Source organism: Streptomyces sp. NPDC048001 (assembly GCF_043203115.1).
In the GTDB taxonomy this organism is placed as follows: domain Bacteria; phylum Actinomycetota; class Actinomycetes; order Streptomycetales; family Streptomycetaceae; genus Streptomyces; species Streptomyces sanyensis.
The window spans coordinates 367,093-392,463 of the sequence record NZ_JBIDBN010000002.1; the positions used below are offsets into that span (position 1 = coordinate 367,093).

The 25,371-nt window shown below is 74.6% G+C and carries 24 protein-coding genes and 1 pseudogene; 22 read left to right on the forward strand and 3 right to left on the reverse strand.

Features of this window, described 5'->3' with window-relative positions; translation table 11 throughout:
• Positions 1 to 109 precede the first annotated feature (109 nt).
• The gene (locus tag ACGF15_RS05970; RefSeq protein WP_392796995.1) at positions 110 to 775 is read right to left on the reverse strand and encodes a bifunctional DNA primase/polymerase; all 666 of its coding nucleotides are present in this window, start codon (positions 773 to 775) and stop codon (positions 110 to 112) included.
• Positions 776 to 1,201: 426 nt separating this feature from the next.
• Between ACGF15_RS05970 and ACGF15_RS05975 the strand changes: the two genes are divergently transcribed.
• The 5 genes from ACGF15_RS05975 to ffh all read left to right on the forward strand — a co-directional run bounded on the left by ACGF15_RS05975 (position 1,202) and on the right by ffh (position 9,061).
• Complete coding sequence (locus ACGF15_RS05975; RefSeq protein ID WP_345614110.1) at positions 1,202 to 2,677, forward strand: hypothetical protein; 1,476 nt, start codon at positions 1,202 to 1,204, stop codon at positions 2,675 to 2,677.
• Between the two features lie 372 nt (positions 2,678 to 3,049).
• A complete protein-coding gene (locus ACGF15_RS05980; RefSeq protein ID WP_345614109.1) occupies positions 3,050 to 4,408 on the forward strand; it encodes an ammonium transporter in 1,359 nt (452 codons plus the stop codon).
• Entirely contained in the window at positions 4,405 to 4,743 is a 339-nt protein-coding gene (locus ACGF15_RS05985) for a P-II family nitrogen regulator (protein ID WP_256522798.1), read from the forward strand. The genes ACGF15_RS05980 and ACGF15_RS05985 overlap by 4 nt, the downstream gene beginning before the upstream one ends.
• 129 nt (positions 4,744 to 4,872) lie before the next feature.
• A complete protein-coding gene (locus ACGF15_RS05990; RefSeq protein ID WP_392796996.1) occupies positions 4,873 to 7,323 on the forward strand; it encodes a [protein-PII] uridylyltransferase in 2,451 nt (816 codons plus the stop codon).
• Between the two features lie 187 nt (positions 7,324 to 7,510).
• On the forward strand, positions 7,511 to 9,061 hold the full coding sequence (ffh, locus tag ACGF15_RS05995; protein WP_345614107.1) for a signal recognition particle protein: 1,551 nt from the start codon (positions 7,511 to 7,513) through the stop codon (positions 9,059 to 9,061).
• 96 nt (positions 9,062 to 9,157) lie between these two features.
• Here ffh and ACGF15_RS06000 read toward each other — a convergent pair whose 3' ends face one another.
• Positions 9,158 to 10,018: an SAM-dependent methyltransferase gene (locus ACGF15_RS06000; protein ID WP_345614106.1), complete on the reverse strand. Its 861-nt coding sequence runs from the start codon at positions 10,016 to 10,018 to the stop codon at positions 9,158 to 9,160.
• 795 nt (positions 10,019 to 10,813) lie between these two features.
• On the opposite strand from ACGF15_RS06000, the gene ACGF15_RS06005 reads away from it, so the two are divergent.
• The 17 genes and pseudogenes from ACGF15_RS06005 (at position 10,814) to ACGF15_RS06085 (ending at position 24,329) form a co-directional block, all read left to right on the forward strand.
• Positions 10,814 to 11,407: a hypothetical protein gene (locus ACGF15_RS06005; RefSeq protein WP_256522794.1), complete on the forward strand. Its 594-nt coding sequence runs from the start codon at positions 10,814 to 10,816 to the stop codon at positions 11,405 to 11,407.
• A 363-nt stretch (positions 11,408 to 11,770) separates the two neighbouring features.
• The gene (gene rpsP, locus ACGF15_RS06010) at positions 11,771 to 12,208 is read left to right on the forward strand and encodes a 30S ribosomal protein S16 (protein WP_362607112.1); all 438 of its coding nucleotides are present in this window, start codon (positions 11,771 to 11,773) and stop codon (positions 12,206 to 12,208) included.
• 2 nt (positions 12,209 to 12,210) lie between these two features.
• Entirely contained in the window at positions 12,211 to 12,450 is a 240-nt protein-coding gene (locus tag ACGF15_RS06015) for an RNA-binding protein (RefSeq protein WP_071282990.1), read from the forward strand.
• 147 nt (positions 12,451 to 12,597) lie between these two features.
• Positions 12,598 to 13,245: a ribosome maturation factor RimM gene (gene rimM / locus ACGF15_RS06020; RefSeq protein WP_345614104.1), complete on the forward strand. Its 648-nt coding sequence runs from the start codon at positions 12,598 to 12,600 to the stop codon at positions 13,243 to 13,245.
• Positions 13,242 to 14,063 carry a tRNA (guanosine(37)-N1)-methyltransferase TrmD gene (gene trmD, locus ACGF15_RS06025; RefSeq protein WP_345614103.1) on the forward strand — a complete coding sequence of 274 codons (822 nt, stop codon included), beginning with the start codon at positions 13,242 to 13,244 and terminating at the stop codon, positions 14,061 to 14,063. Before rimM ends, trmD begins: the two co-directional genes overlap by 4 nt.
• 128 nt (positions 14,064 to 14,191) lie before the next feature.
• Positions 14,192 to 14,542, forward strand: coding sequence for a 50S ribosomal protein L19 (rplS, locus tag ACGF15_RS06030; protein ID WP_256522790.1), 351 nt, complete (start codon positions 14,192 to 14,194; stop codon positions 14,540 to 14,542).
• Between the two features lie 80 nt (positions 14,543 to 14,622).
• Positions 14,623 to 15,408, forward strand: coding sequence for a signal peptidase I (gene lepB / locus ACGF15_RS06035; RefSeq protein WP_362607116.1), 786 nt, complete (start codon positions 14,623 to 14,625; stop codon positions 15,406 to 15,408).
• Positions 15,401 to 16,090, forward strand: a pseudogene (gene lepB / locus ACGF15_RS06040) (signal peptidase I); the annotation flags it as partial. The gene lepB (ACGF15_RS06035) and the pseudogene lepB (ACGF15_RS06040), both read left to right, overlap by 8 nt.
• Positions 16,091 to 16,377: 287 nt before the next feature.
• On the forward strand, positions 16,378 to 17,298 hold the full coding sequence (lepB, locus tag ACGF15_RS06045; protein ID WP_392796997.1) for a signal peptidase I: 921 nt from the start codon (positions 16,378 to 16,380) through the stop codon (positions 17,296 to 17,298).
• A gap of 148 nt (positions 17,299 to 17,446) precedes the next feature.
• Positions 17,447 to 18,187 carry a signal peptidase I gene (lepB, locus tag ACGF15_RS06050; protein WP_392797061.1) on the forward strand — a complete coding sequence of 247 codons (741 nt, stop codon included), beginning with the start codon at positions 17,447 to 17,449 and terminating at the stop codon, positions 18,185 to 18,187.
• Positions 18,177 to 18,695, forward strand: coding sequence for an NUDIX hydrolase (locus tag ACGF15_RS06055; protein ID WP_345614101.1), 519 nt, complete (start codon positions 18,177 to 18,179; stop codon positions 18,693 to 18,695). The genes lepB (ACGF15_RS06050) and ACGF15_RS06055 overlap by 11 nt, the downstream gene beginning before the upstream one ends.
• Before the next feature lie 55 nt (positions 18,696 to 18,750).
• Positions 18,751 to 19,059 (forward strand): DUF2469 domain-containing protein, encoded by a 309-nt coding sequence (locus tag ACGF15_RS06060; protein WP_055510545.1) that lies wholly within the window; start codon positions 18,751 to 18,753, stop codon positions 19,057 to 19,059.
• A gap of 205 nt (positions 19,060 to 19,264) precedes the next feature.
• Entirely contained in the window at positions 19,265 to 19,627 is a 363-nt protein-coding gene (locus ACGF15_RS06065) for a YraN family protein (RefSeq protein ID WP_345614100.1), read from the forward strand.
• The gene (locus ACGF15_RS06070; protein ID WP_345614099.1) at positions 19,627 to 21,261 is read left to right on the forward strand and encodes a YifB family Mg chelatase-like AAA ATPase; all 1,635 of its coding nucleotides are present in this window, start codon (positions 19,627 to 19,629) and stop codon (positions 21,259 to 21,261) included. The genes ACGF15_RS06065 and ACGF15_RS06070 overlap by 1 nt, the downstream gene beginning before the upstream one ends.
• On the forward strand, positions 21,258 to 22,634 hold the full coding sequence (gene dprA / locus ACGF15_RS06075) for a DNA-processing protein DprA (RefSeq protein ID WP_392796998.1): 1,377 nt from the start codon (positions 21,258 to 21,260) through the stop codon (positions 22,632 to 22,634). The genes ACGF15_RS06070 and dprA overlap by 4 nt, the downstream gene beginning before the upstream one ends.
• A gap of 240 nt (positions 22,635 to 22,874) precedes the next feature.
• A complete protein-coding gene (gene whiG / locus ACGF15_RS06080; RefSeq protein WP_256522785.1) occupies positions 22,875 to 23,711 on the forward strand; it encodes an RNA polymerase sigma factor WhiG in 837 nt (278 codons plus the stop codon).
• Positions 23,712 to 23,771: 60 nt separating this feature from the next.
• The gene (locus ACGF15_RS06085) at positions 23,772 to 24,329 is read left to right on the forward strand and encodes a helix-turn-helix domain-containing protein (RefSeq protein ID WP_345614227.1); all 558 of its coding nucleotides are present in this window, start codon (positions 23,772 to 23,774) and stop codon (positions 24,327 to 24,329) included.
• Between the two features lie 223 nt (positions 24,330 to 24,552).
• Here ACGF15_RS06085 and ACGF15_RS06090 read toward each other — a convergent pair whose 3' ends face one another.
• On the reverse strand, positions 24,553 to 25,353 hold the full coding sequence (locus ACGF15_RS06090; protein WP_392796999.1) for a peptidoglycan DD-metalloendopeptidase family protein: 801 nt from the start codon (positions 25,351 to 25,353) through the stop codon (positions 24,553 to 24,555).
• Positions 25,354 to 25,371 lie beyond the last annotated feature (18 nt).

Genomic DNA, 25,371 nt, shown 5'->3' on the forward strand with positions numbered 1-25,371 from the left:
GCCCCGCGCGGGGGGCCCCCCCCCCCCCCCCCCCCCCCCCCCCCCCCCCCCCCCCCCCCCCGGGGGGGGGGGCCCCCCGCCCCCGCTTCCGGGGGAGACGAGGGCCGCGTCAGCACGCCCGGGAGCGGTGGCAGATGTAGGCCAGCGTCCCGAGGAGCAGCCGGGCCTCCGGAGGGGCGGTCGCGGTGTCGGGCTCCGGGGCGCGCAGCCAGCTGACCGGACCGCGCCCGCCCCGGTCCGAGGGCGGCGCGGTGATGTGGTCGCCCGGCCCCAGGCAGTGCAGGTCCAGGTCGGCGTCGTCCCAGCCCATCCGGTACAGCAGTCCGGGCAGCGAGACCGCGGCGCCCGGCGCCACGAGGAACTGGCAGCGCCCCTCCGGGGTCAGGGCCACGGGGCCGAGGGGCAGCCCCATCCGCTCCATCCGCACCAGGGCCCGCCGGCCGACCGCCGCCGCCACCTCCAGGACGTCGAAGGCGCGGCCCACCGGCAGCATCAGCGCGGCGCCGGGCACCTGTGCCCACGCCCCGCCCGCCTCGGCCAGGGTCGCCCCGGGGGGCACCTCCCGGGCGAAGTCCAGCGGATGCGCGCCCGGCCGCTCGCAGCCGGGGGAGCCGCAGGAGCAGCGCCCGGCCACCGCCCGTGCCCCGGGGACCACGGCCCAGCCCCACAGTCCCGTGTACTCGGCCACCGCGGTGGCCTCCGTCGTGCGCCCGCGGCGTCTGGTGCCGGGCCGGATCAGTCCGATCCCCCGGGTGCCGCCGATCGTGAAGCCCATGCCCCCTCCAACGGGTCGAGCGCGCCGGTGGTTACGACCTGGAGCGCCATGGTGACGCTGTGTGTCCGATCGACCCGTACGGGTGGCGCGCGATGGTGTCCGGGGGAGTGCGTCGGGCGACACGCGCCCGCGGCTGCAACCGTGCAACAACCCTGGATCGTGCTGTGTCAAGTCAATCGCGCCTGGCTCGGGATGGGTTCACTCGGAGGGGTGGCGAATGGTGGCGTTTCTGCAATCCCACTCGCTGCGCACGTGATCGTAGGATTACTTTCGGTATGCGAGCCTGCAATTGCAGTTCGGTTCCGGGTATGCCGCAGGCAACCCGGCGGGCTGTTCCGCACGGTGCAAGCGGGAGACCGGGTGCCGCAGCGCGCGGCATTCTGGTAGGGGTTCGGGTGGCGAAGTCGGACGGATGGGGGCATTCCTGTGAGCGGCAGCGGGGCAGACGGTACGAGCGGCACCGGCAAGCGCCCCAACGAGAAGCTGAACTCGTGGTTCCTGCGCAGCGGCTGGTCGAAGGGCGAGCTGGCGCGCCAGGTGAACCGCAGGGCGCGCCAGTTGGGCGCGCACCACATCAGCACGGACACCTCCCGGGTCCGGCGCTGGCTCGACGGCGAGCAGCCCCGCGAGCCGATCCCCCGCATCCTCTCGGAGCTGTTCTCCGAGCGCTTCGGCAGTGTCGTCGCCATCGAGGACCTCGGCCTGCGCGCCGCGCACCAGGCGCCGTCCGTCTCCGGCGTCGACCTGCCGTGGGCCGGACCCCAGACGGTCACCCTGCTCAGCGAGTTCTCCCGCAGCGACCTGATGCTCGCCCGCCGCGGCTTCCTCGGCACCTCCCTCACCCTCGCCGCCGGCCCCGCGCTGGTCGAGCCGATGCAGCGCTGGCTGGTACCCACCCCCGGCGGTGACCAGCCGCGCACCCCGGAGAGCGCCTCCGCGCGGCGCCCCCGGCTGTCCGGCCCCGAGCTGGACCTGCTGGAGTCCACCACCGCCATGTTCCGCCAGTGGGACGCCCAGTGCGGAGGGGGCCTGCGCCGCAAGGCCGTCGTCGGCCAGCTCCACGAGGTCACCGACCTGCTCCAGGAGCCGCAGCCCGCCGCGACCGAGCGCCGCCTGTTCCGCTGCGCCGCCGAACTGGCCGAGCTCGCCGGGTGGATGAGCTACGACGTCGGGCTCCAGCCCACCGCGCAGAAGTACTTCGTGCTCGCCCTGCACGCGGCCAAGGAGGCCGGGGACAAGCCGCTCGGCTCCTACATCCTGTCCTCGATGAGCCGCCAGATGATCCACCTCGGCAGGCCCGACGACGCCCTGGAGCTCATCCACCTCGCCCAGTACGGCAGCCGCGACTGTGCCACCTCCCGCACCCAGGCCATGCTGTATGCGATGGAGGCCCGGGCCTACGCCAACATGGGCCAGCCCAGCAAGTGCAAGCGGGCCGTCCGCATGGCCGAGGACACCTTCGCGGACGCAGGGCTCGACGGCGAGCCCGAGCCGGACTGGATCCGCTTCTTCTCCGAGGCCGAGCTCAACGGCGAGAACGCCCACTCCTACCGCGACCTCGCCTATGTCGCCGGTCGCAGCCCCACCTACGCCTCCCTCGCGGAGCCGATCATGGAGCGCGCGGTGGAGCTTTTCAGCCGCGACGCCGAGCACCAGCGGTCGTACGCACTCAACCTCGTCGGCATGGCCACCGTGCACCTGCTCAAGCGGGAGCCGGAGCAGGCCACCTCGCTGGCCGACCGGGCCCTCGGCGTCGCCCGGAAGGTCCGCTCCGAGCGGGTGAACACCCGGCTGCGCAAGACCGTGGACACCGCGGCCCGGGACTACGCCGACGTGGCCGACGTCGTCCGGTTCACCGAGCGGCTGACCGCCCAGCTCCCCGAGACGGCGGAGGCCGTCTGACACCCCCCCGACAGCCCCGCACCGGCCCACCGGCGGCCGGGACCGCGGGGCAGCACACCCCGGCCGCGGTATCCGCCCCGAACCATCCGACTCGGCTCCCCCCGTGCCAAGTCATCCGGGCGGGTGCCGCGGCCGGACCGTGACGTGGGCAGATGGTACGTCCGCCGCCCCCGGACGATCAGCCTGTTCATGGCGGTGTAACACGCCGGACCTCTTCGTCACTGCGGTGAAACATCGGGTGGCCCTTGCGGAAACCGCGCTGCGCCAACCTCATGGCGCAAAGGGGGCAGCCGGCCCGCCCCCGCAAGGCACCGCCCGCAGTCCGCCGAGGCTCCGCCCCGCACGCGGCCGCACGACGACGAGGAGACGCCGATGCCCCCAGGCATCTCGACCCTTGCCGCAGACGCCCCCGAGCTGTCTGCCGCCAACACAGGGTTCATGCTCATCTGTTCCGCCCTGGTGATGCTCATGACGCCGGGTCTCGCCTTCTTCTACGGAGGCATGGTCCGCGTCAAGTCCACCCTGAACATGCTGATGATGAGCTTCATCAGCCTCGGGATCGTCACCATCCTGTGGGTGCTCTACGGCTTCAGCATGGCCTTCGGCACCGACATCGGCTCCGTCGTCGGCTGGAGCGCCGACTACGTCGGGCTGAGCGGCATCGGCGTCAACGAGCTGTGGGACCCGACCACCATCCCGGTGTTCGTCTTCGCCGTCTTCCAGCTGATGTTCGCGATCATCACCCCCGCGCTGATCAGCGGCGCCCTCGCCGACCGGGTCAAGTTCACCGCCTGGGCCCTGTTCATCGCCCTGTGGGTCACCGTCGTCTACTTCCCCGTCGCCCACTGGGTCTGGGGCTCCGGCGGCTGGCTCTTCGAGATGGGCGTCATCGACTTCGCCGGCGGTACCGCGGTGCACATCAACGCCGGTGCGGCCGCCCTGGGCGTCATCCTCGTCATCGGCAAGCGCATCGGCTTCAAGAAGGACCCGATGCGCCCCCACAGCCTGCCCCTGGTCATGCTCGGCGCGGCCCTGCTGTGGTTCGGCTGGTTCGGCTTCAACGCGGGCTCCTGGCTCGGCAACGACGACGGCGTCGGCGCCGTGATGTTCGTGAACACCCAGGTCGCCACGGGCGCCGCAGTCCTCGCCTGGCTGATCTACGAGAAGATCCGCCACGGGGCCTTCACCACCCTCGGCGCCGCCTCCGGCGCCGTCGCCGGCCTGGTCGCCATCACCCCTGCAGGCGGCTCGGTCTCCCCGCTCGGCGCCATCGCCGTCGGCGCGATCGCGGGCCTGGTCTGCGCCATGGCCGTCGGGCTGAAGTACAGGTTCGGCTACGACGACTCCCTCGACGTCGTCGGCGTCCACCTCGTCGGCGGTGTCATCGGCTCCCTGCTCGTCGGGTTCTTCGCCACCGGCGGCGTGCAGTCCGACGCCAAGGGCCTCTTCTACGGCGGCGGCATCGACCAGCTCACGAAGCAGGCCGTCGGCGTGGTCGCGGTCCTGGCCTACTCCCTGGTCGTCTCCGGCCTCCTCGCCCTCGTGATCCACAAGACGATGGGGATGCGGGTCGACGAGGACGACGAGATCTCCGGCATCGACCAGGTCGAGCACGCCGAGACGGCCTACGACTTCAGCGGTGCGGGCGGCGGCGCCTCCTCCCGCAAGGCCGTGCCCGCTCCCGCGGAGACCGCCGTCGCCGCAGCAGAATCGAAGAAGGTGGACGCATGAAGCTCATCACCGCAGTCGTCAAGCCCCACCGGCTCGACGAGATCAAGGAAGCCCTCCAGGCCTTCGGAGTCCACGGCCTGACCGTCACGGAGGCCAGCGGCTACGGCCGCCAGCGCGGCCACACCGAGGTCTACCGCGGCGCCGAGTACACCGTCGACCTCGTCCCCAAGATCCGCATCGAGGTCCTGGTCGAGGACGAGGACGCCGAGCAGCTCGTCGAGGTGATCGTCAAGGCGGCCCGGACCGGCAAGATCGGTGACGGCAAGGTCTGGAGCGTCCCCGTCGACACCGCGGTGCGCGTCCGCACCGGCGAGCGGGGCCCGGACGCCCTGTAGGACGGCCCGCACGGGGCGGCGCGGTCACACCGGTGACCGCGCCGCCCCGGACCCGTCCGGGGACCCGCCCCCCGGCGGGCCGCGGGGCGCCCGAGCCGCCCGCACGACACCAGACGAAGGAGCGCAGCCGTGACGAGCCCCCACCCGACCGACGCCGCCGAGGACGCACCCGGCGGCTACGCGGCGGCCCGCCTGCGCCTCCTCAACGGCACGGCGCCCTCCGGGGCCGCTCGCCGCTCCGCGCTCGCCGCCCTCACCGACGACTGGCTCGCCGCCCTCTTCACCGCCGCCGCGGCCGGGACCGGGGTCCGCGGCGCGGCCCTCGTCGCCGTCGGCGGCTACGGGCGCGCCGAACTCTCCCCCCGCAGCGACCTCGACCTGCTCCTCCTCCACGACGGCAGGGCGGACGCCGCAGCCGTCGCCGCGCTCGCCGACCGGATCTGGTACCCGGTGTGGGACCTCGGGCTCGCCCTCGACCACTCCGTGCGCACCCCGGCCGAGGCCCGCGCCACCGCCGCCGAGGACCTCAAGGTCCAGCTGGGGCTGCTCGACGCCCGGCCGGTCGCCGGAGACCCGGCCCCCGTCTCCGCGCTGCGCACCGCCGTGCTCGCCGACTGGCGCAACCAGGCCCCCCGCCGCCTGCCCGAACTGGACGCCCTGTGCCGCGAGCGCGCCGAGCGGCAGGGCGAGCTCCAGTACCTCCTCGAAGGCGACCTCAAGGAGGCCCGCGGCGGTCTGAGGGACCTCACCGCCCTCCGCGCCGTCGCCTCCTCCTGGGTGGCCGACGCCCCCCGCGAGGGGCTCGCCGAGGCACGCGGCGTCCTCCTCGACGTCCGCGACGCCCTGCACCGGACGACCGGACGCGCCACCGACCGGCTCAGCCTCCAGGACCAGGACCAGGTCGCCGAAGAACTCGGCCTCCTCGACGCCGACGCGCTGCTGCGCACCGTCTACGAGGCCGCCCGCACCGTCTCCTACGCCCAGGACGTCACCTGGCGCGAGGTCCACCGGGTCCTGCGCTCCCGAGCGGCCCGCCCCCGGCTGCGCGCCATGCTCTCCGGCGCCCGCGCCCGGCGCCCCGAGCGCACCCCGCTCGCCGAAGGCGTCGTCGAACAGGACGGCGAGGTCGTGCTCGCCCTGGCCGCGCGCCCCGACCGCGACGCCGTGCTGCCGCTGCGCGCCGCCGCGGCGGCCGCCCAGTCCGGGCTCCCGCTGTCCCGGCACGCCGTCCGCCGCCTCGCCGCCTCCGCCGCCCGCCTGCCCACCCCCTGGCCCGCCGAGGCCCGCGAGGAACTGGTCACCCTGCTCGGCGCGGGCGAGAGCACCGTGCCGGTGTGGGAGGCGCTGGAGGCCGAGGACCTGATCACCCGCTTCGTGCCCGACTGGGAGCGGGTGCGCTGCCGCCCCCAGCGCAACGCGGTGCACACCTGGACCGTGGACCGCCACCTGGTGGAGACGGCCGTCAGGGCCGCCGCGCTCACCCGCCACGTCGGCCGCCCCGACCTGCTCCTGGTCGCGGCGCTGCTCCACGACATCGGCAAGGGCTGGCCCGGGGACCACTCCCGGGTCGGGGAGACGATCGCCCGGGACATCGCCGCGCGGATCGGCTTCGACCGCGAGGACGCCGAGGTCCTCGCCGTACTCGTCCGCCACCACCTGCTGCTGGTGGAGACCGCGACCCGCCGGGACCTGGACGACCCGGCCACCGTGGAGGCCGTCGCCAAGGCCGTCGGCTCCGTGGGCACCCTGGAACTGCTGCACGCCCTCACCGAGGCGGACGCCCTGGCCACCGGACCCGCCGCCTGGTCCTCCTGGCGCGGCTCCCTCGTCGCCGACCTGGCCCGGCGCGCCGCCGCCGTGCTCGCCGGGGCCTCGGCCGGGGAACCCGAGGAGGCCGAGCCCAGCGCCGAGCAGGAGCGGCTGGCCGTCGAGGCGCTGCGCACCGGCGAGCCCGTACTGGCCCTGCGCACCCAGCCCGCGGAGGCGCCGGAGGGGGCCGAGCCCGAGCCGGTCGGCGTGGAACTGCTCATCGCCCTGCCCGACCGGCCCGGGGTCCTCCCCGCCGTGGCGGGCGTGCTCGCCCTCCACCGGCTGACCGTGCGCGCCGCCGAACTCCGCTCCGTCCGCCTGCCGGGCGTCACCGGCGGCGAGGGTGCGGCCCTGGTGCTCGACTGGCGCGTGGCCGCCGAGTACGGCTCCCTGCCGCAGGCCGCCCGGCTCAGGACGGACCTCGTCCGCGTCCTCGACGGCAGCCTGGACATCCGCGCGCGGCTCGCCGAACGGGAGGCCGCCTATCCGCGGCGGCGCGGGATCACCGCCCCGCCGCCGCGGGTGAGGGTGGCCCCGGCCGGGTCGCTCCGCGCCACCGTCATCGAGGTCCGCGCCCAGGACGCCCCGGGGCTGCTCCACCGCATCGGGTGCGCGCTGGAGGGCGCGGGTGTACGGGTGCGCAGCGCCCATGTCTCGACCCTCGGCGCCAACGCCGTGGACGCCTTCTACGTCACCGGCACCGACGGCGCCCCGCTGGAGCCCGGCCGGGCCAGGGACCTGGCGGACGCACTGGGGAGCGCGCTGCGCTAGCGTCGGCGGCGCGTGCCCGGGGCACCCGGGAGGCCGGGAGCGGACGGCGGCCCTGCGGGGGCGCCGGCCCCGCTCCCGGGCGCCCCGTGCCCACCGCACCCGCGGGGCTGCTCCCCATCCGCGGTGTCCGGATACCCTGGGGGGCGATTGTCCGCCCGCCGCCTACACCCGAGGACCCGCGACCGCCGTGTTCGACACCCTCTCCGACCGCCTTGCAGCGACCTTCAAGAACCTCCGGGGCAAGGGCCGCCTCAGCGAGGCCGACATCGACGCCACGGCACGGGAGATCCGTATCGCGCTGCTGGAGGCGGACGTGGCGCTCCCGGTGGTCCGGGAGTTCATCAAGCAGGTCAAGACCCGGGCCCAGGGCGCGGAGGTCTCCAAGGCGCTGAACCCCGCCCAGCAGGTCGTCAAGATCGTCAACGAGGAGCTCGTCGGCATCCTCGGCGGCGAGACCAGGCGGCTGCGGTTCGCGAAGACCGCGCCGACCGTGATCATGCTCGCGGGCCTCCAGGGCGCGGGCAAGACGACCCTCGCGGGCAAGCTCGGCCTCTGGCTCAAGGCGCAGGGCCACTCGCCCCTGCTGGTGGCCTGCGACCTGCAGCGCCCCAACGCCGTCAACCAGCTCTCGGTGGTCGCCGAGCGGGCGGGCGTCGGGGTCTACGCCCCCCAGCCGGGCAACGGCGTCGGCGACCCGGTCCAGGTGGCCAAGGACTCCGTCGAGTACGCGCGGACCAAGCAGTACGACGTGGTCGTCGTCGACACGGCCGGCCGCCTCGGCATCGACCAGGAGCTGATGGAGCAGGCCGCGGACATCCGCGACGCGGTCAACCCCGACGAGGTCCTCTTCGTCGTCGACGCGATGATCGGCCAGGACGCGGTGAACACCGCGGAGGCCTTCCGCGACGGCGTCGGCTTCGACGGCGTGGTGCTCTCCAAGCTCGACGGAGACGCCCGCGGCGGTGCCGCGCTGTCGATCGCGCACGTCACCGGCAAGCAGATCATGTTCGCCTCCAACGGCGAGAAGCTGGACGAGTTCGACGCGTTCCACCCGGACCGCATGGCCTCCCGCATCCTCGGCATGGGCGACATGCTCTCGCTGATCGAGAAGGCCGAGCAGACCTTCAGCCAGGAAGAGGCCGCCAAGATGGCCTCCAAGCTGGCGAGCAGCAAGGGCAAGGAGTTCACGCTCGACGACTTCCTGGCCCAGATGGAGCAGGTCCGCAAGATGGGCTCCATCAGCAAGCTCCTCGGCATGCTGCCCGGCATGGCGCAGATGAAGGACCAGATCAACAACATCGACGAGCGCGACGTGGACCGCACCGCCGCGATCATCAAGTCGATGACCCCGGGCGAGCGCCAGGACCCGACGGTCATCAACGGCTCGCGGCGCGCCCGCATCGCCCGCGGTTCCGGTGTCGACGTCAGCGCCGTGAAGAACCTGGTGGAGCGGTTCTTCGAGGCGCGCAAGATGATGTCCCGGATGGCGCAGGGCGGCGGCATGCCCGGCATGCCAGGGATGCCCGGCATGGGCGGTGGACCGGGGCGTCAGAAGAAGCAGCAGAAGCAGGCCAAGGGCAAGCGCAAGAGCGGCAACCCCATGAAGCGCAAGGCCGACGAGGCGGCCGCCGCGGCCCGCCGCGAGCAGGCGCAGCAGGGGGGCGCCTTCGGGCTGCCCGCCGGTGAGCCGGGCAAGGACTTCGAACTGCCGGACGAGTTCAAGAAGTTCATGGGCTGAAAGGCCGCCGCCCGGGGCGGGCGCGCGGTGGTCCGGGGAGGGTGCACCCCCGCACCGCGCGCCCCGGCCTCGCCCCGCCCGGGCGGGGCGGTCCGCTCAGGGCGTCCTGGCGATCAGGTACCGGAACACGTTCGGCATCCAGACCGTGCCGTCGGGCCGCCGGTAGGGGTGGAGCGCCTCCGCGAGCTCCTTCGCCACCCGGTCCCGGTCGCTCGCGCGCAGCGCCGCGTCGCACGCCCCCGTCGACAGCAGGCCGCGCACCGCACTGTCGGTGTCCGCGTAGCCGAAGGGGCAGGCCACCCGGCCCGACCCGTCCGGCCGCAGCCCTGCCCGGGCCGCCACGTCCTCCAGGGAGTCCCGCGCGGGCCCGGGCCCCGGGAGGGCCGCCCCCTGCGGCCGCACCGCGGCCCCCGCGGTGCGCAGCACCCCGGAGGTGGCGCACCGCTCCGGCGGCCCCCACCCGGTGAGCACCACCGAGGCGCCGCGCTCGCAGAGCGGCACGGCACCGTGCACCGCGGCGGCCAGCGCGTCGGCGTCCCCGGGTGCACCGCCCATCGGCTGGAAGGCCGTGACCAGGGTGTACGGGGCCTGCCAGCCCTCGCGGGCCTCCTGCGGGCCGCCCGTGACCAGCCGGGCGCCGCCGGGCCCCGGGCCCCCGGCCTCCAGCCGTTCGCGCGCCAGCGCCAGCCGCGCCCCGTCGGTGTCGGCGCCGGTGACGCGGGCGCCCCGCCCGGCGGCGATCAACAGGGCCAGACCGGAGCCGCAGCCGAGCCCCAGCAGCCGGGTGCCCGCTCCGACGTCGAGCCGGTCGTACACCGCCTCGTACAGCGGCACCAGCATCCGTTCCTGGATCTCGGCCCAGTCCCGGGCCCGTTCGCACGCCGGTGCCGCGGCAGCAGCCTGTGATGAGGACGCCGACGCCGTGCGGGGCCGGTGCCGGACGAGCGTGGATGCCATCGATACGCCCCAATCCGCCGAGAGATTCGCGTGTGTTCCGAAGGGCCGCCCCCGTGTGCGTCCGCGCCCGGTCCCCTCACGCCAGGGAACTGCGCGTGCGCCCCGGCGTCCAGAGGTCGTACGGCACTGCTTGTGCGCCCGGGGTGTGCGCCCCGGGTGGATGGCCGGATCCCATAGGGCCCCGCACCACCCGCGACCGGGCCTCCGGCGCCGGGGCGGCTGCGGTGACGCCCCCGCGGAAGGACCACGGCCTCCGTCGCGGTGCTTGGCCGGCAACGGCCGGGCCGGTCGGTGCCCGACCGGCCCGCGGTGCGGCGCTCCGCCCGGAGAGCCGCACCGCGGGCGGTGACCGGAGTGCCCCGCACGGGTCGGCGCGCCGGAACGGACGGGGGCGCACCTGTGGGGCACCGCCCTTCCGCTCCTCGCCCAGTCTGACCCGGCCCGCGGCTCCGGGCACCTCGGGCGCGCGCTGCGGGGGCCCGCGGATGCCGGGGCGGGCCCCTCCGGTCTCCGCCCCGGGCCCTTCCGGTCTCCGCCCTGGGCCCGTCGCCCCGGGCCCGCCGTCCCGCCGGCGGCCCGCCCCGAGCGGGCTCGCACGGTGTGCCGGGAGGCGGTGCGCGCCCCGCCGCGCACGCCGGTGCTTACGCACCGCCTTGCTGCGAGCTGTGAGGCTTCCGTGCAGTTCGGCGCCGCCCGCCCCGGTCGGGCCGCATCGAGTGCGACTGACGGGTACGTGCAAATTATTTGGGATGCCCCGGAATGGAACCCGAGTGGCCCCCGGCTCGTTGTCACGACGTGAGCACGACACCACCTGTCCTCGCCGCAGAGCTGGCACAGGCGTGGGCCGACATTCAGCGGCACCACCCCGAACTGCCCGATCTTGCCGCGCCCGAGTCCCTGATCGGGGAGTCGTCGTCCGCCTGCGGCGCCGAACTCTCCTTCGAACGGCTGCTCCACGAGGCAGTCCACGGCATCGCCGCCGCGAGAGGGGTCCGCGACACCTCCCGCGCCGGCCGCTACCACAACCGCCGCTTCCTCGCGATCGCCGAGGAGATGGGCCTCGACCACGCCGACGAGCCGCACCCGAGCAGCGGCTTCTCCCTGGTCACGCTCAACCCCGAGGCGAAACGCCGGTACCGTGCGACCATCGAGCGCCTCCAGCGCGCACTGAAGGCGCACACGGCCGCCACCGCCTCCGACACCAAGCGCACGTTCCGGGGCCCCGCGGCACGCCACGGCTCCTCCGGTGGCGGCGTCCGGGTGAAGGCCGTGTGCGACTGCGGACGCAACGTCCGGGTCGTCCCGTCCGTCCTCGCCCAGGCGCCGATCGTGTGCGGCGGGTGCGGCAAACCCTTCCGCATCCCCGAGGCGCTCGGCGCCACCGGCTGACCGGCTCCGCGGGCATCCCGCCGCCGGGGCCGTCCACCGCGCGGCCCCGGGGCCGCCCCCGCCGGTGACCGGGCCCGCGGGCCTGCGCCGGGCGGGCCGTCGGGCTGCCGCGGCACCGCCGGTGCGGCGGAGCGAACCGGCTCCCGCGCGGCATCTGCGGCGGCCCGCCGCGGGCCGGTCCGCGATGCCCCGGGGAGGGTGAGGGGCGGTGCCGTGCGTGTGGCACAATGGCTAGCTGTACTCGACAGCCGCACAGGAACCCTCTCGCCTCCGGCTGACGCGTCCATCGGGCACCCGAGTACCGCAACCCCACGTGGCATCCCGTTGTGCCCAACCACGTCAACACCAGGAGACACCACTCCCGTGGCAGTCAAGATCAAGCTGAAGCGTCTCGGCAAGATTCGCCAGCCCCACTACCGCATCGTCGTCGCCGACTCCCGTACCCGCCGTGACGGCCGGGCCATCGAGGAGATCGGTCTGTACCACCCGACGTACAACCCCTCGCGCATCGAGGTCGACTCGGAGCGTGCGCAGTACTGGCTGTCCGTCGGCGCCCAGCCGACCGAGCCGGTCCTCGCCATCCTGAAGCTCACCGGCGACTGGCAGAAGGCCAAGGGCCTCCCCGCCCCGGAGAAGCCGCTGCTGGCCCCGGCCGCCAAGGAGGACAAGCGCGCCTCCTTCGAGGCCTTCGCCAAGACCCTCGAGGGTGACGACGCCAAGGGCGAGGCCATCACGCCGAAGGCCAAGAAGGCCGAGAAGAAGGCGGACGAGGCCGAGGCCGCCGAGTCCACCGAGGCCTGAGCATGCTCGAGGAGGCTCTCGAGCACCTCGTGAAGGGCATCGTCGACAACCCGGACGACGTCCAGGTGGCCGGGCGCAACCTGCGCCGCGGCCGCGTGCTGGAGGTCCGGGTGCACCCCGACGACCTCGGTAAGGTGATCGGCCGCAACGGCCGCACCGCCCGCGCCCTGCGCACCGTCGTGGGCGCCATCGGCGGACGGGGCGTCCGCGTCGACCTCGTCGACGTGGACCAGGTCCGCTGATCCGCAGTTGAACACCGGCTCGGGCCGGGGGAGGGCCTTCCGCCCTGCCCCGGCCCTTGCCGTTCCAGGGGCCGGGGCAGGGCTTTCGACCCCGCCCGCGGCCACCCGCAACCGGGCAGACCGCCGCGAAGACGAAGAGGGGCAAGCGTGCAGCTGGTAGTGGCGCGGATCGGCCGCGCCCATGGCATCAAGGGCGAGGTCACCGTCGAGGTGCGTACCGACGAGCCGGAGCTCAGGCTCGGCCCCGGCGCCGTCCTGGCCACCGACCCGCCGGCGGCCGGGCCGCTGACGATCGCGACGGGCCGCGTCCACAGCGGGCGCCTGCTGCTGCGCTTCGAGGGCGTCGGCGACCGCACCGCCGCCGAGGCGCTGCGCAACACGCTGCTCATCGCCGAGGTGGACCCGGAGGAGCTCCCCGAGGATCCCGACGAGTACTACGACCACCAGCTGATGGACCTCGACGTCGTCCTCACCGACGGGACACCCGTCGGGCGTGTCACGGAGATCAGCCATCTTCCCTCGCAGGACCTCTTCATCGTCGAGCGCCCGGACGGCAGCGAGGTGATGATCCCCTTCGTCGAGGAGATCGTCACCGAGATCGACCTGGAGGAGCAGCGGGCCGTCGTGGACCCGCCGCCGGGCCTCCTCGACGAGCGTGACGCCCTCGTCGCCTCGGCCCGCGAGGCCGCCGCCGGAGAGGGCGCCCGGGCGGACGGCGACGCGGAGGGCGCCCGGGAGGGCGGCGACGCGGACGGTGCCCAGGCGGGCGGCGACGCGGACGGTGCCGCCCGATGAGGCTCGACGTCGTCACGATCTTCCCCGAGTACCTCGACCCGCTGAACGTCTCGCTCGTCGGCAAGGCCCGCGCCCGCGGGCAGCTCGACGTGCGGGTGCACGACCTGCGCCGCTGGGCCTACGACCGGCACAGCACCGTGGACGACACGCCCTACGGCGGCGGCCCCGGCATGGTCATGAAGACCGGGCCCTGGGGCGACGCCCTGGACACGGTCCTCGCCGAGGGCTACGAGGAGGGCGCCCGCACCCCCGCACTGGTCGTCCCCACCCCCAGCGGCCGGCCCTTCACGCAGAAGCTCGCCGTCGAGCTCGCGCAGCGCCCCTGGCTGCTCTTCACGCCCGCGCGCTACGAGGGCATCGACCGGCGCGTCGTGGAGGAGTACGCCACCCGGATGCCGGTGTACGAGGTGTCCATCGGGGACTACGTGCTGGCCGGGGGGGAGGCCGCGGTGCTCGTGGTCACGGAGGCGGTGGCCCGGCTGCTCCCGGGCGTGCTCGGCAACGCCGAGTCCCACCGCGACGACTCCTTCGCCCCCGGCGCCATGGCCGACCTGCTGGAGGGCCCCGTCTACACCAAGCCGCCCGTCTGGCGCGGCCGCGGGATCCCCGAGGTGCTGGTCAGCGGCCACCACGGGAGGATCGCGCGGTGGCGGCGGGACGAGGCGCTGCGCCGCACCGCCGCCAACAGGCCCGACCTGATCGAGCGTTGCGACGCCGCGGCCTTCGACCGCAAGGACCGGGAGGTCCTCTCCATCCTGGGCTGGGCGCCCGCCCCCGGAGGCCGATTTTGGCGCAGGCCCGAGGCCGTGGAAGAATGAGCCGCTGCTGTGCGCCCGGCCGGCGCCCCTGCCACAGGGGGAACGACGCCCGCCCGGCCACCGGCACCCCTGATCTCCTCACGACATTCCGTCGATGACCTGTGGCATCGGCGAGGAAGCAGACCACCATGGCTCACCTGCTCGACAGCGTCAACGCGGCTTCGCTCCGCTCCGACATCCCGGCCTTCCGCCCCGGCGACACCGTCAACGTGCACGTCCGTGTCATCGAGGGCAACCGCTCCCGTATCCAGCAGTTCAAGGGCGTCGTCATCCGCCGCCAGGGCGCGGGCGTGAGCGAGACCTTCACGGTCCGCAAGGTCTCCTTCTCCGTCGGCGTCGAGCGCACCTTCCCGGTGCACAGCCCGATCTTCGAGAAGATCGAGCTCGTCACCCGCGGTGACGTCCGCCGTGCGAAGCTCTACTACCTCCGCGAGCTGCGCGGCAAGGCCGCCAAGATCAAGGAGAAGCGCGACAACTGAGCCCCGGGCTCCCGTTCGCGCGTGAGCCCCGGCTCACACAGGCGCTCGGTGCGGGAGGCGGCCGGATAGGCTCCTCCCCGATGGACACCGAAGCACAGCACACGGAGCGCGACCGCTCCCCCGGCCCGGCAACGGGCCCGACGGGGGAGGGGTCGCGCTCCGTGCGTCGTTCCCCCTCCGGCCGCTCCGCCCGGATGTCGCTGCGCACCGCTGCGCTCGCCGGGGCCGCCTGCACGGCCGTCGTCCTGCTGTTCAGCCGGTTCGTGCTCCAGCCCTTCCTGATTCCCAGCGGCTCGATGGAGCCCGCACTGCGCGAGGGCGACCGGATCCTGGTCAACAAGCTGGCCTACGACGAGGACTCCGGCCCCGCCCGCGGCGACGTCGTGGTCTTCGACGGCGCGGGTTCCTTCGCCCCTCCGGAACCGACGGACAACCCCGTGAGTTCTGTAGTACGAGAGGGGCTGGCGACACTCGGGCTCGCCGAACCCGCCGACACCGACTTCGTCAAACGGGTCGTCGGCACCGGCGGCGACCGTGTGGTCTGCTGCGACAGGCAGGGCAGGATCGAGGTGAACGGTGCAGCGGTCGACGAGAGCTACCTGTACCCCGGCGACACCGCGTCCGAGGCCGACTTCGACATCGTCGTGCCCGAGGGGCGCCTGTGGGTCATGGGGGACCACCGCAGCAGCTCCCGGGACTCCCGCGACCACCTCGGTTCACCGGGCGGCGGCATGGTGCCCGTCGACCGGGTGATCGGGAGGGCCGAGTGGATCGGCTGGCCCGCCGGGCGCTGGACCTCCCTCGGCGGAACGGACGCCTTCCGGCACGTCCCCGAACCCGACCGGTCCGGCGGTGGCCATGGGTAACCGGGGGCGGCGCGCCGGCCACGGTGCGGACACCCGCCTGCCCACCGGGACGCGCCCCACGGACGGGAGGCGGCAGCTGCCGGGGCGCGCCGAGCGGCGCAGGCTGGCGCAGCGGGTCAAGCGGCGGCGCCGACGGTCCGCGATCAAGGAGGTGCCCGTCCTGATCACCGTGGCGCTGCTGATAGCGCTGGGCCTCAAGACCTTCCTCGTCCAGGCGTTCGTCATCCCCTCCGGTTCCATGGAGCAGACCATCCGGATCAGCGACCGGGTGCTGGTCGACAAGCTGACCCCCTGGTTCGGGTCCCGTCCGGAGCGGGGCGACGTGGTGGTCTTCAAGGACCCCGGGGGCTGGCTCCCGCAGGAGGAGAAGCCCGCGGAGGAGGACCCGATCGGGGTCAAGCAGGTCAAGCAGTTCCTCACCTTCATCGGCCTGCTGCCCTCGGACGACGAGCGCGACCTGATCAAGCGGGTCGTCGCCGTGGGCGGCGACACCGTGACCTGCTGCGGGGCGGACGGACGGGTCGCCGTCAACGGCGTCCCGCTGGACGAGCCGTATCTGCATCCCGGGAACACCCCGTCGGAGATCTCCTTCGAGGTCCAGGTGCCCGAAGGGCGGATCTTCGTCCTCGGGGACCACCGCTCGGACTCGGCGGACTCCCGCTTCCACCTGGAGGAGGAGGGCCAGGGCACGGTCGCCGAGGACCAGGTCGTGGGCCGCGCCGTGTACATCGTGTGGCCGCTGCCGCACTGGCGGGGGCTGGAGGAGCGGGACACCTTCCGTGCCGTGCCCGACCAGCCCGCCGCGGCAGTGGCTGCGGGCACCCCGTCGCATACCCTGTCCTCCCGGGATCTGAACGGAATGGTCCTGCTCCCGACCCCTGCGGAACTCCCGCTCGTTATGGGAGTGGTGGGCCTGTTCCTTGTACGGGGCAGGCGGTTCGCACGGAGTGAGGAGTGGATGTGGGGGACGTGGCGGTCGGCGCACGGTCCGGGCACGATGATCCCGAGGAGCAGCCCGAGCGGCATCCCGGCGCGCACGGGGACGCGGAGGGCGCGCCCGCGGCGGGCGGCGACGAGACGCCGGAGGACGACGGTACGGATCAGAAGAAGCAGCGATCCTTCTGGAAGGAACTGCCGCTCCTGATCGGTATCGCGCTGGTGCTGGCGCTCCTGATCAAGACCTTCCTGGTGCAGGCGTTCTCCATCCCGTCGGATTCGATGATGAACACGCTCCAGCGCGGGGACCGCGTCCTCGTGGACAAGCTGACGCCGTGGTTCGGCTCCGAGCCCGAGCGCGGCGAGGTCGTCGTGTTCCACGACCCGGGCGGCTGGCTCGACGGGGAGCCGGTCCCCGAGCAGAACGTGGTCCAGAAGTTCCTGAGCTTCATCGGGCTGATGCCCTCGGCGGAGGAGAAGGACCTCATCAAGCGCACCATCGCGGTGGCCGGTGACACCGTGGAGTGCAAGAAGGGCGGCCCGGTCAGGGTCAACGGCAAGGCGCTGGACGAGCCCTACCTCTACCCGGGCAGCTCTGCCTGCGACGACCAGCCCTTCGGGCCGTTCAAGGTGCCCGAGGACCGCATCTGGGTGATGGGCGACAACCGCCAGAACTCGCAGGACTCGCGCTACCACATGGAGGACGTCAACCGCGGCTTCGTGCCGGTCGACGAGGTCGTCGGCCGTGCGGTCGTCGTGGCCTGGCCCCTGAACCGGCTGTCGACCCTGCCGGTTCCGGACACCTACGACCAGCCCGGGATCGACTCCACCGCGTCCGCCGCCGCGGTGGTGGCGCCGTCCGCCCTGGGCCTCGCGGGCGCGGTGCCCCTGGTGCTCTGGCGCCGCCGCAGGGCGGCCGGCCGCGCTGAGGGGAGCCTCCCCGCCGTCCGCTGACGGATGCCCTCCCGCCGCCCGGAGCAGAGGCGGCGGGAAGGCCCGGAAGGGGGCTGACCTCGCACGTACCGCCGGGTAAGGTGCCGCCGGGGGCGAGGAGTCCCCGGGGCGCCCGCCCCGGGGCGGGGAGCCGACCCGGGGAGTGGTGCTGGTGGGCGGGACACGAGGTGACGGAAGCAGCCGCCTGGGCGGCGTCCTGTCCGGGCTCGCGGTGGCTGCGGGGTGCCTGCTCTTCCTCGGCGGATTCGTCTGGGGCGCCCTGGTCTACCGGCCCTACACCGTCCCGACGGACTCCATGGTCCCGACGGTGAACGTCGGCGACCGGGTCCTCGCCGAGCGGATCGACGGCGGCGACGTCCGCCGCGGTGACGTCGTGGTCTTCCGGGACGGCCTGTGGGGAGACCTCCCGATGATCAAGCGGGTGGTCGGCGTGGGCGGCGACGAGATCGCCTGCTGCGGCGAGAGCGGGCGCCTGACGGTGAACGGGCAGGAGATCGACGAGCCCTATCTGCGGGCCTCGGGCCCGGCGGCCCAGGACTTCACCGCCCGTGTCCCCGAGGGGAACCTCTTCCTGCTCGGCGACGACCGCCGCACCTCGCTCGACTCCCGCTCGCACCTGGAGCAGGAGGGCAACGGCTCGGTTCCCCGCTCGGCGGTGGACGCCCGGGTCGACGCCGTCGCCTGGCCGCTGGGCGGCGGGAGCGTCGAGCGCCCCGCGGCCTTCGCGGCCCTGCCGGGCGGGGTCTCCCAGGCCGGACCGATCCGGTGGATGCTCGCCGCCGTGGTCACGGGCACGCTGCTGATCGCGGGCGGTGCGGCCTACGGGCCGGTGGCGGAGCGGATCGCCGCGGGGCGCCGCCGGAGGGGGGAGGCCGCCGGTGCCGCCTGAGACACCGCCCCCGCCGGGCAGCGGCCGCACCCCGCGCAAGGTCGCCCGTGTCGTCCTGCTGGACCCGCGGGACCGCATCCTGCTCGTCCACGGCTTCGAGCCCTCCGACCCCGGCACCGACTGGTGGTTCACCCCCGGTGGGGGAGTGGAGGGCGAGGAGAGCCGGGCGGAGGCCGCACTGCGCGAGCTCGCCGAGGAGACCGGCATCACGGACGTCCGCCTGGGCCCGGTGCTCTGGCGGCGGCACTGCTCCTTCCCGTTCGACGGACGCCGCTGGGACCAGGACGAGTGGTACTACCTGGCACGGACCTCCCGGACCGCCACCGCGCCCGCCGGGCTGACCGAACTGGAGCGGCGGAGCGTCGCCGGACTGAGGTGGTGGACCTCCGCGGAACTTTCCGCGACGCGTGAGACGGTGTACCCGACCAGGCTCGCCGAGCTGCTGCGTACGCTGCTCGACGAGGGGCCTCCGAGTGCCCCGGTGCTCCTCGCGCCCGAAACCGCCTAGCGGCGCGGTGGGCTGGAGCACAATAGGGAGACGCAAGGCTGAAGGGGAACATGCCATGAGCGCCGAGGACCTCGAGAAGTACGAGACCGAGATGGAGCTGAAGCTCTACCGGGAGTACCGCGACGTCGTCGGGCTGTTCAAATACGTGATCGAGACCGAGCGCCGCTTCTACCTCACCAACGACTACGAGATGCAGGTCCACTCCGTGCAGGGCGAGGTGTTCTTCGAGGTCTCCATGGCCGACGCGTGGGTCTGGGACATGTACCGGCCCGCCCGCTTCGTCAAGCAGGTGCGCGTCCTCACGTTCAAGGACGTGAACATCGAGGAGCTCAACAAGAGCGATCTGGAGCTCCCGAGCAGCTGATCCGCCCGCACGGGCACTCCGGAGCGGGCCTGCGCACCGGATTCCCGCGCCCCCGGCCTCCGCGCCGCCTCCGGCTCCTGCGCCGGGCAGTTCACCCGCGAGAGTGACCGAGCTGTCCACACGGGCACGAGCGTCCACAGGAATCCACCAAGATCCACTCCGGTGGGTGCGGTGCGCGCACAGTCGCTTCCGGAGGTGGAACGCGATGGACGCGACACGTGCACTCGGACGGTACGGCGAGGAGCTGGCGGCACGCCTGCTGGTCCGCTCGGGGATGAGGCTCCTGGCCAGGAACTGGCGGTGCGGCCGCACCGGTGAGATCGACATCGTGGCCGGCGACGGCGGGGCGCTCGTCGTATGCGAGGTCAAGACCCGCAGATCGGCGGCGTTCGAGCACCCGATGGCCGCGCTGACCCCGCGCAAGGCCGCCCGGCTCCGGCTGCTCGCCGAGTGCTGGCTGGCCAGCCACGGGGGCGCACCGCCCGACGGGGTGCGCATCGACCTGGTGGGGGTGGTGCTGCCCCGCCGCGGAGCGGCCGTCCTGGAGCACGCCAAGGGGGTGGCGTGATGGGGTTCGCCCGTGCCTGCTCGGTGGCCCTGGTCGGCGTCGAGGGAGTGGTGGTCGAGGTCCAGGCCGACCTGGAACCGGGCGTCGCCGCCTTCGCCCTGGTCGGCCTGCCGGACAAGAGCCTGGTGGAGAGCCGCGACCGGGTGCGTGCGGCCGTGGTGAACTCCGGTGCGGAGTGGCCGCAGCGCAAGCTCACCGTGGGCCTCAGCCCCGCCTCGGTGCCCAAGGCGGGCAGTGGCTTCGACCTCGCCGTCGCCAGCGCCGTCCTCGGGGCCGCGGAGCGCGTCGACCCCAGCCGCATCGCCGATCTGGTGCTCATCGGCGAACTCGGTCTGGACGGCACGGTCCGCCCGGTGCGCGGTGTCCTGCCCGCGGTCCTCGCGGCGGCCGAGGCGGGCTACCGCCAGGTGGTCGTCCCGGAGCGCACGGCGGGCGAGGCGTCCCTGGTGCCCGGGGTCTCCGTGCTGGGCGTCCGCAGCCTCCGGCAGCTGATCGCGATCCTCTCCGACGAGCCCGTACCCGACGAGGCGCCCCGGCCGGCGGGCCGCCCGGACCCGGCACTGGCCGGACTGCTGGTGCCCGGGACGGGCGCCGGAGCGGGCCTTCCGGCCGAACGGCCGGGCCCCGGCCGCGATCTCGCCGACGTCGCCGGACAGCTCCTCGCCCGCACCGGGCTGGAGGTGGCCGCCGCGGGCGGGCACCACCTGCTGCTGTCGGGCCCGCCGGGGGCGGGCAAGACCATGCTGGCCGAGCGGCTGCCGGGCATCCTGCCCCCGCTGGCCCGCCACGAGTCCCTGGAGGTCACGGCCGTCCACTCGGTCGCCGGGCTCCTGCCTCCCGGTGAGCCCCTGGTCCGCACCGCCCCGTACTGCGCTCCCCACCACTCGGCGACCATGCAGTCCCTCGTGGGCGGCGGCAACGGACTGCCGAGGCCCGGAGCCGTGTCGCTGGCCCACCGGGGGGTGCTCTTCCTGGACGAGGCACCCGAGTTCTCGGGCAAGGTCCTGGACGCGCTGCGCCAGCCCCTGGAGTCGGGCCATGTCGTGGTCGCCCGCAGCGCGGGCGTGGTCCGCCTGCCGGCCCGTTTCCTGATGGTCCTCGCCGCCAACCCGTGCCCCTGCGGCAGACACGGGTCCCACGGCGGCGGCTGCGAATGCCCTCCCGCGGTCGTGCGCCGCTACCGGGCGCGGCTCTCCGGACCACTGCTGGACCGGGTCGATCTGCGGATCACGGTCGAGCCGGTGCACCGCGCGGAGCTGACCGGTGGGGGAGGGGGCGAGCCCTCCGCGGCGGTGGCGGCCCGTGTGGCGGCCGCGCGGGCCCGTGCCGCCGCCCGCTACGAGGGCACGGGCTGGACGGTCAACGCCGAGGTGCCGGGACATGCGCTGCGCACCCGCTGGCCCCTGGCACCGGGGTCCCTCGGGGCCGCCGAACGGGATGTGGACCGCGGCACGCTCACGGCCCGCGGCCTCGACCGCGTGCTGCGGGTCGCCTGGACCCTGGCGGACCTGGCCGGGCAGGAGCGACCCGGGGCCGAGGAGGTGGCCCTCGCGCTGGAGCTGCGCACCGGGGTCCCCCGCGGAGCGGGGATCCGGGCCGCGGTCGCGCGGGCGACGGCGGGGGCGGCACCGTGACGTACGAGGAGCGCGCCGCCCGCGGCCGTCCGCCGGAGACCGCGACCGGCATCCGCCCGCTTGGGGAACCCGCCCGCGGCCGTCCGCCGGGGGAGTCCGCGGCGGTCCGTCCGCGGGAGCCGGGAGCGCCGTCCCGGGCCCCCGAGGCGGAGGAGGAGCGTGCCGCGCGGTCGGCGCTGACGGAGATCCTGGAGCCGGGCGACCCCCTGGCGGGCCGCTGGCTGCGCGAGCTGGGAGCGGTGCCGCTGCTGGAGCGGCTGCTCGGGGGCTGCACGGGACCGCCGCGGAGCACGGTCCCGGCGTCCTCTCGCGGCCGCCGGGCGGGTGCCCCGGCTCCCTCCCCGCCGCTGCGGGAGGGGGACCTGCCCGGGCTGACCGCCGCCCGCGCGGCCGGCCTCCGGACCCGTGCCGCCGGTGTCGTGCCGGGGCGCCGGCTCGCACGGATCCGTGAACTCGGCGGGCGGTTCCTCGTCCCCGGGGACCACGAGTGGCCCTCCCAGCTCGACGACCTGGGAGACGCCCGGCCGGTCGGGCTGTGGGTGCGCGGCCTGCCGGATCTGCGTCGCTGGGCCCTGCGCTCGGTCGCCGTCGTCGGCGCCCGCGGCTGCACTCCCTACGGCGCGCACACCGCCGGCTCACTGGCCGCCGGGCTGGCCGAGCGCGGCTGGGTGGTGGTCTCCGGGGCGGCCTTCGGGGTCGACGGCGCCGCGCACCGCGGCGCGCTCGCGGCCGGGGGAGCCACGGTCGCGGTACTGGCCTGCGGCGTCGACGCCGCCTACCCGCGCGGCCACACCGAGCTGATCGGCAGGATCGTCCGGCAGGGGGTCGTGGTCGGCGAGCTGCCACCCGGGGAGCACCCGACCCCGAGCCGGTTCCTCCTGCGCAACCGGGTGATCGCCGCGCTGACCCGGGGCACCGTGGTGGTGGAGGCCGCCCGGCGCAGCGGTGCGCTGGTCACCGCGCGGGCGGCACAGCGGCTCGGGCGCTTCACCATGGGGGTTCCCGGCCCGGTGACCAGCGGCCTGTCCGCCGGTGTCCACGAACTCCTGCGCGGCGAAGCCGTGCTCGTCAGCGACGCGGCGGAGGTCATCGAGCTTGTGGGTGACATGGGAGAGCTGGCACCGGAGCACTACGGCCCCGTACTCCCCCGCGACCTGCTGGATCCCGCGACCAGACGGGTGCTGGAGGCTCTGCCGGGGAAGGGCGCGGCCTCCCTGCGGGCTGTTGCCCGGGCCGCCGCCGTCCCGGAGGACGAGGCGCTCGGCAGGCTGTACGAGCTGCACGCTCTGGGCTTCGCGGAGCGTTCCGCGGGCGCCTGGCGGCTGGCCCACGACGCGTCGGGAGCCGGGAACCTCCGGCGAGGCGGTGCTTGACCTGGAGCATTCGGGTGAAAAGGTGAGAGCGATGGCCTTCCCAGTCCCGTGTGAGACGCCGGAGGGGCCGGTGCGCGGCGCATCGGCCCCGATTCGAAGGTGTGGACGAGGCCTGATACCTCCCACCGGGCCGATAGCCCGCCCTCGCCCACCGCGACGGCGCAGTCACGCTACGCTCGCCGGGTTCCGGCCCCGTCCGCCCCTCCCCGCCCCCCACAGCAGAACGGCTCAAGGCAACGCATGCCACAGCACACCTCCGGGTCCGACCGCGCGGCAGCGCCACCCGCTGCCCGTGGCGGCGTGCGGCCGCCCGCTCCCTCGTCACTCGAGGAGCTGTGGCGCTCGTACAAGGCCACGGGCGACGAGCGGTTGCGGGAGCAGTTGATCCTGCACTACTCCCCGCTGGTCAAGTACGTGGCGGGCCGGGTGAGTGTGGGCCTGCCGTCCAACGTCGAGCAGGCGGACTTCGTCTCCTCCGGGGTCTTCGGGCTGATCGACGCCATCGAGAAGTTCGACGTCGAACGGTCGATCAAGTTCGAGACCTACGCCATCACCCGCATCCGCGGGGCGATGATCGACGAACTCCGTGCGCTGGACTGGATTCCCCGCTCGGTGCGCCAGAAGGCACGGGCCGTGGAGCGGGCCTACGCCACCCTGGAGGCCCGGTTGCGGCGTACGCCCACCGAGGTGGAGGTCGCGGCCGAGATGGGTGTCGGGGTCGAGGAACTGCACGCGGTCTTCAGTCAGTTGTCGCTGGCCAACGTGGTCGCCCTCGAAGAGATGCTGCACGTCGGCGGCGAGGGCGGCGACGGGCTCAGCCTGATGGACACCCTGGAGGACACCGCCGCCGACAACCCGGTGGAGGTGGCCGAGGACCGCGAGCTCCGCCGGCTCCTGGCCCGGGCGATCAACACCCTGCCGGACAGGGAGAAGACCGTGGTCACGCTCTACTACTACGAGGGCCTGACACTCGCGGAGATCGGTCATGTGCTGGGCGTGACCGAGAGCAGGGTGAGTCAGATCCACACCAAGTCGGTGCTCCAACTCCGGGCCAAACTGGCCGACGTGGGGCGCTGAGCCCCGCCACCCGTCGCTCGTCCGTACAGTGGAGGGGTGCCCAGGATTCGAGCGGCCTCGGTGGCCGAGCACCGGACGATGCAGCGTGCCGCCCTGCTGGAGGCCGCCCGTTCCCTGCTGTCCGAAGGCGGTACCGGGGCGTTGACCTTCCCGGCGCTCGCCGAGCGCACCGGCCTCGCGCGTTCCTCCGTCTACGAGTACTTCCGTTCGAGGGCCGCGGTCGTGGAGGAACTCTGCGCGGTGGACCTGCCGGTATGGGCGGCCGAGGTGGAGGCCGCCATGGACCGGGCCCTCACGCCGGAGGGCAAGGTCGAGGCCTATGTGCGGCGCCAGTTGGAGCTGGTCGGCGACCGGCGGCACCGGGCCGTCGTGGCGATCTCCATGAGGGAGCTGGACGCCGGGGCGCGCGAGAGGATCCGCGCCGCGCACGGCGGGCTCGTCGCGATGATCGTCGAGGCCCTCGGCGCCCTCGGCCGCCCCGAGCCGCGGCTGACGGCCATGCTCCTGCAGGGCGTGGTGGACGCCGCCGTCCGGCGCGTGGAGCTCGGCGCCGCGGAGGATCCGGCCGCCATCGCCGAGGCGGCGGTGGCCATGGCCCTGCACGGCGTGCGCGGCTGAAGCCCCGCTCACCCGGCCGTGGCGCCCGCACGCCACCTCCCGGCCGTGGCGCCCGCACCCTCCTCCCCGCGGCCGTGGCGCCCGCACCCCGCCTTCCGGCCCCCCAGCCGTCGCCGCGGCGGCGGGCGGGCCCCGTACCCCGCTCCTCCCCTGCGCCCCGGGGAGCGTGCGGCGCCGGACACCGCAGCGCCCCGGGACCGGCCGCCCGTCCGTGCGGCTCGGCTCACCGCCGCCCCGGGCCGGTGGCCGCGGGGCCGGAGCGCCCCGCGCCGGGAAGCGGGACACCCGACACCGGCAGCAGCCGCGACGGCCCGCGGCGCAGCAGCCCCGGCGGCAGCAGGGAGAGCGGATCGAGGTACTCCTCCCCTCTGAGCAGCCCCCAGTGCAGGCAGTTCCGCGAGCAGTGCCCCCGCCCCTCCTCCAGGACCCCGACCGTCTGCCCGGCCGCCACCTCGTCCCCCCTCGCCACCAGTGCGCGCACCGGTTCATGGGTGAGACGCAAGGGCGGCTCACCCGTACCGGTGACTTCGATCGAGAGCACCCCCCGCCCCGCCACCCGGCCCGCGAAGGAGACCCGGCCGGCCGCCGCCGCGCGCACCGGGCTCCCGGCCGGTGCGGCCAGGTCGACGCCCCGGTGGCCCGCCGCGTAGGGCGTCGGCGGCGGGTCCCAGACCCTCAGGACCACCGGCCGGGGACGGCCCACGGGCCAGCCCCGGCCCTGCCCCGGCCCGTCCGCTGCCCGGTGCGTGCCGCGGCGGAGGCCCGCCCCGCCCGCCTCGAACCCCGCCGCGGTCCCGTCCGCACCGTCGTGTGCCGCGTCCCGCCCGGCGCCTGCGCCCCGCGCCCCGCCGGACGGCGGCGAGGAGGGAGCGCCCCGCGCGTCCGGGCTTGAGGCCCCGCCCGCGTACGCGGGGCGGGACGCGACGGCGGCCGCTCCGCCCGGGGCGGAGAGCGGCGCGGTGGCGGCGAGCAGCGCGGCGAGCACCGCCAGGGCCCGCCCGAGCAGGGGGAACGCGCAGTTCATGGGACCACCGTGCCGTGC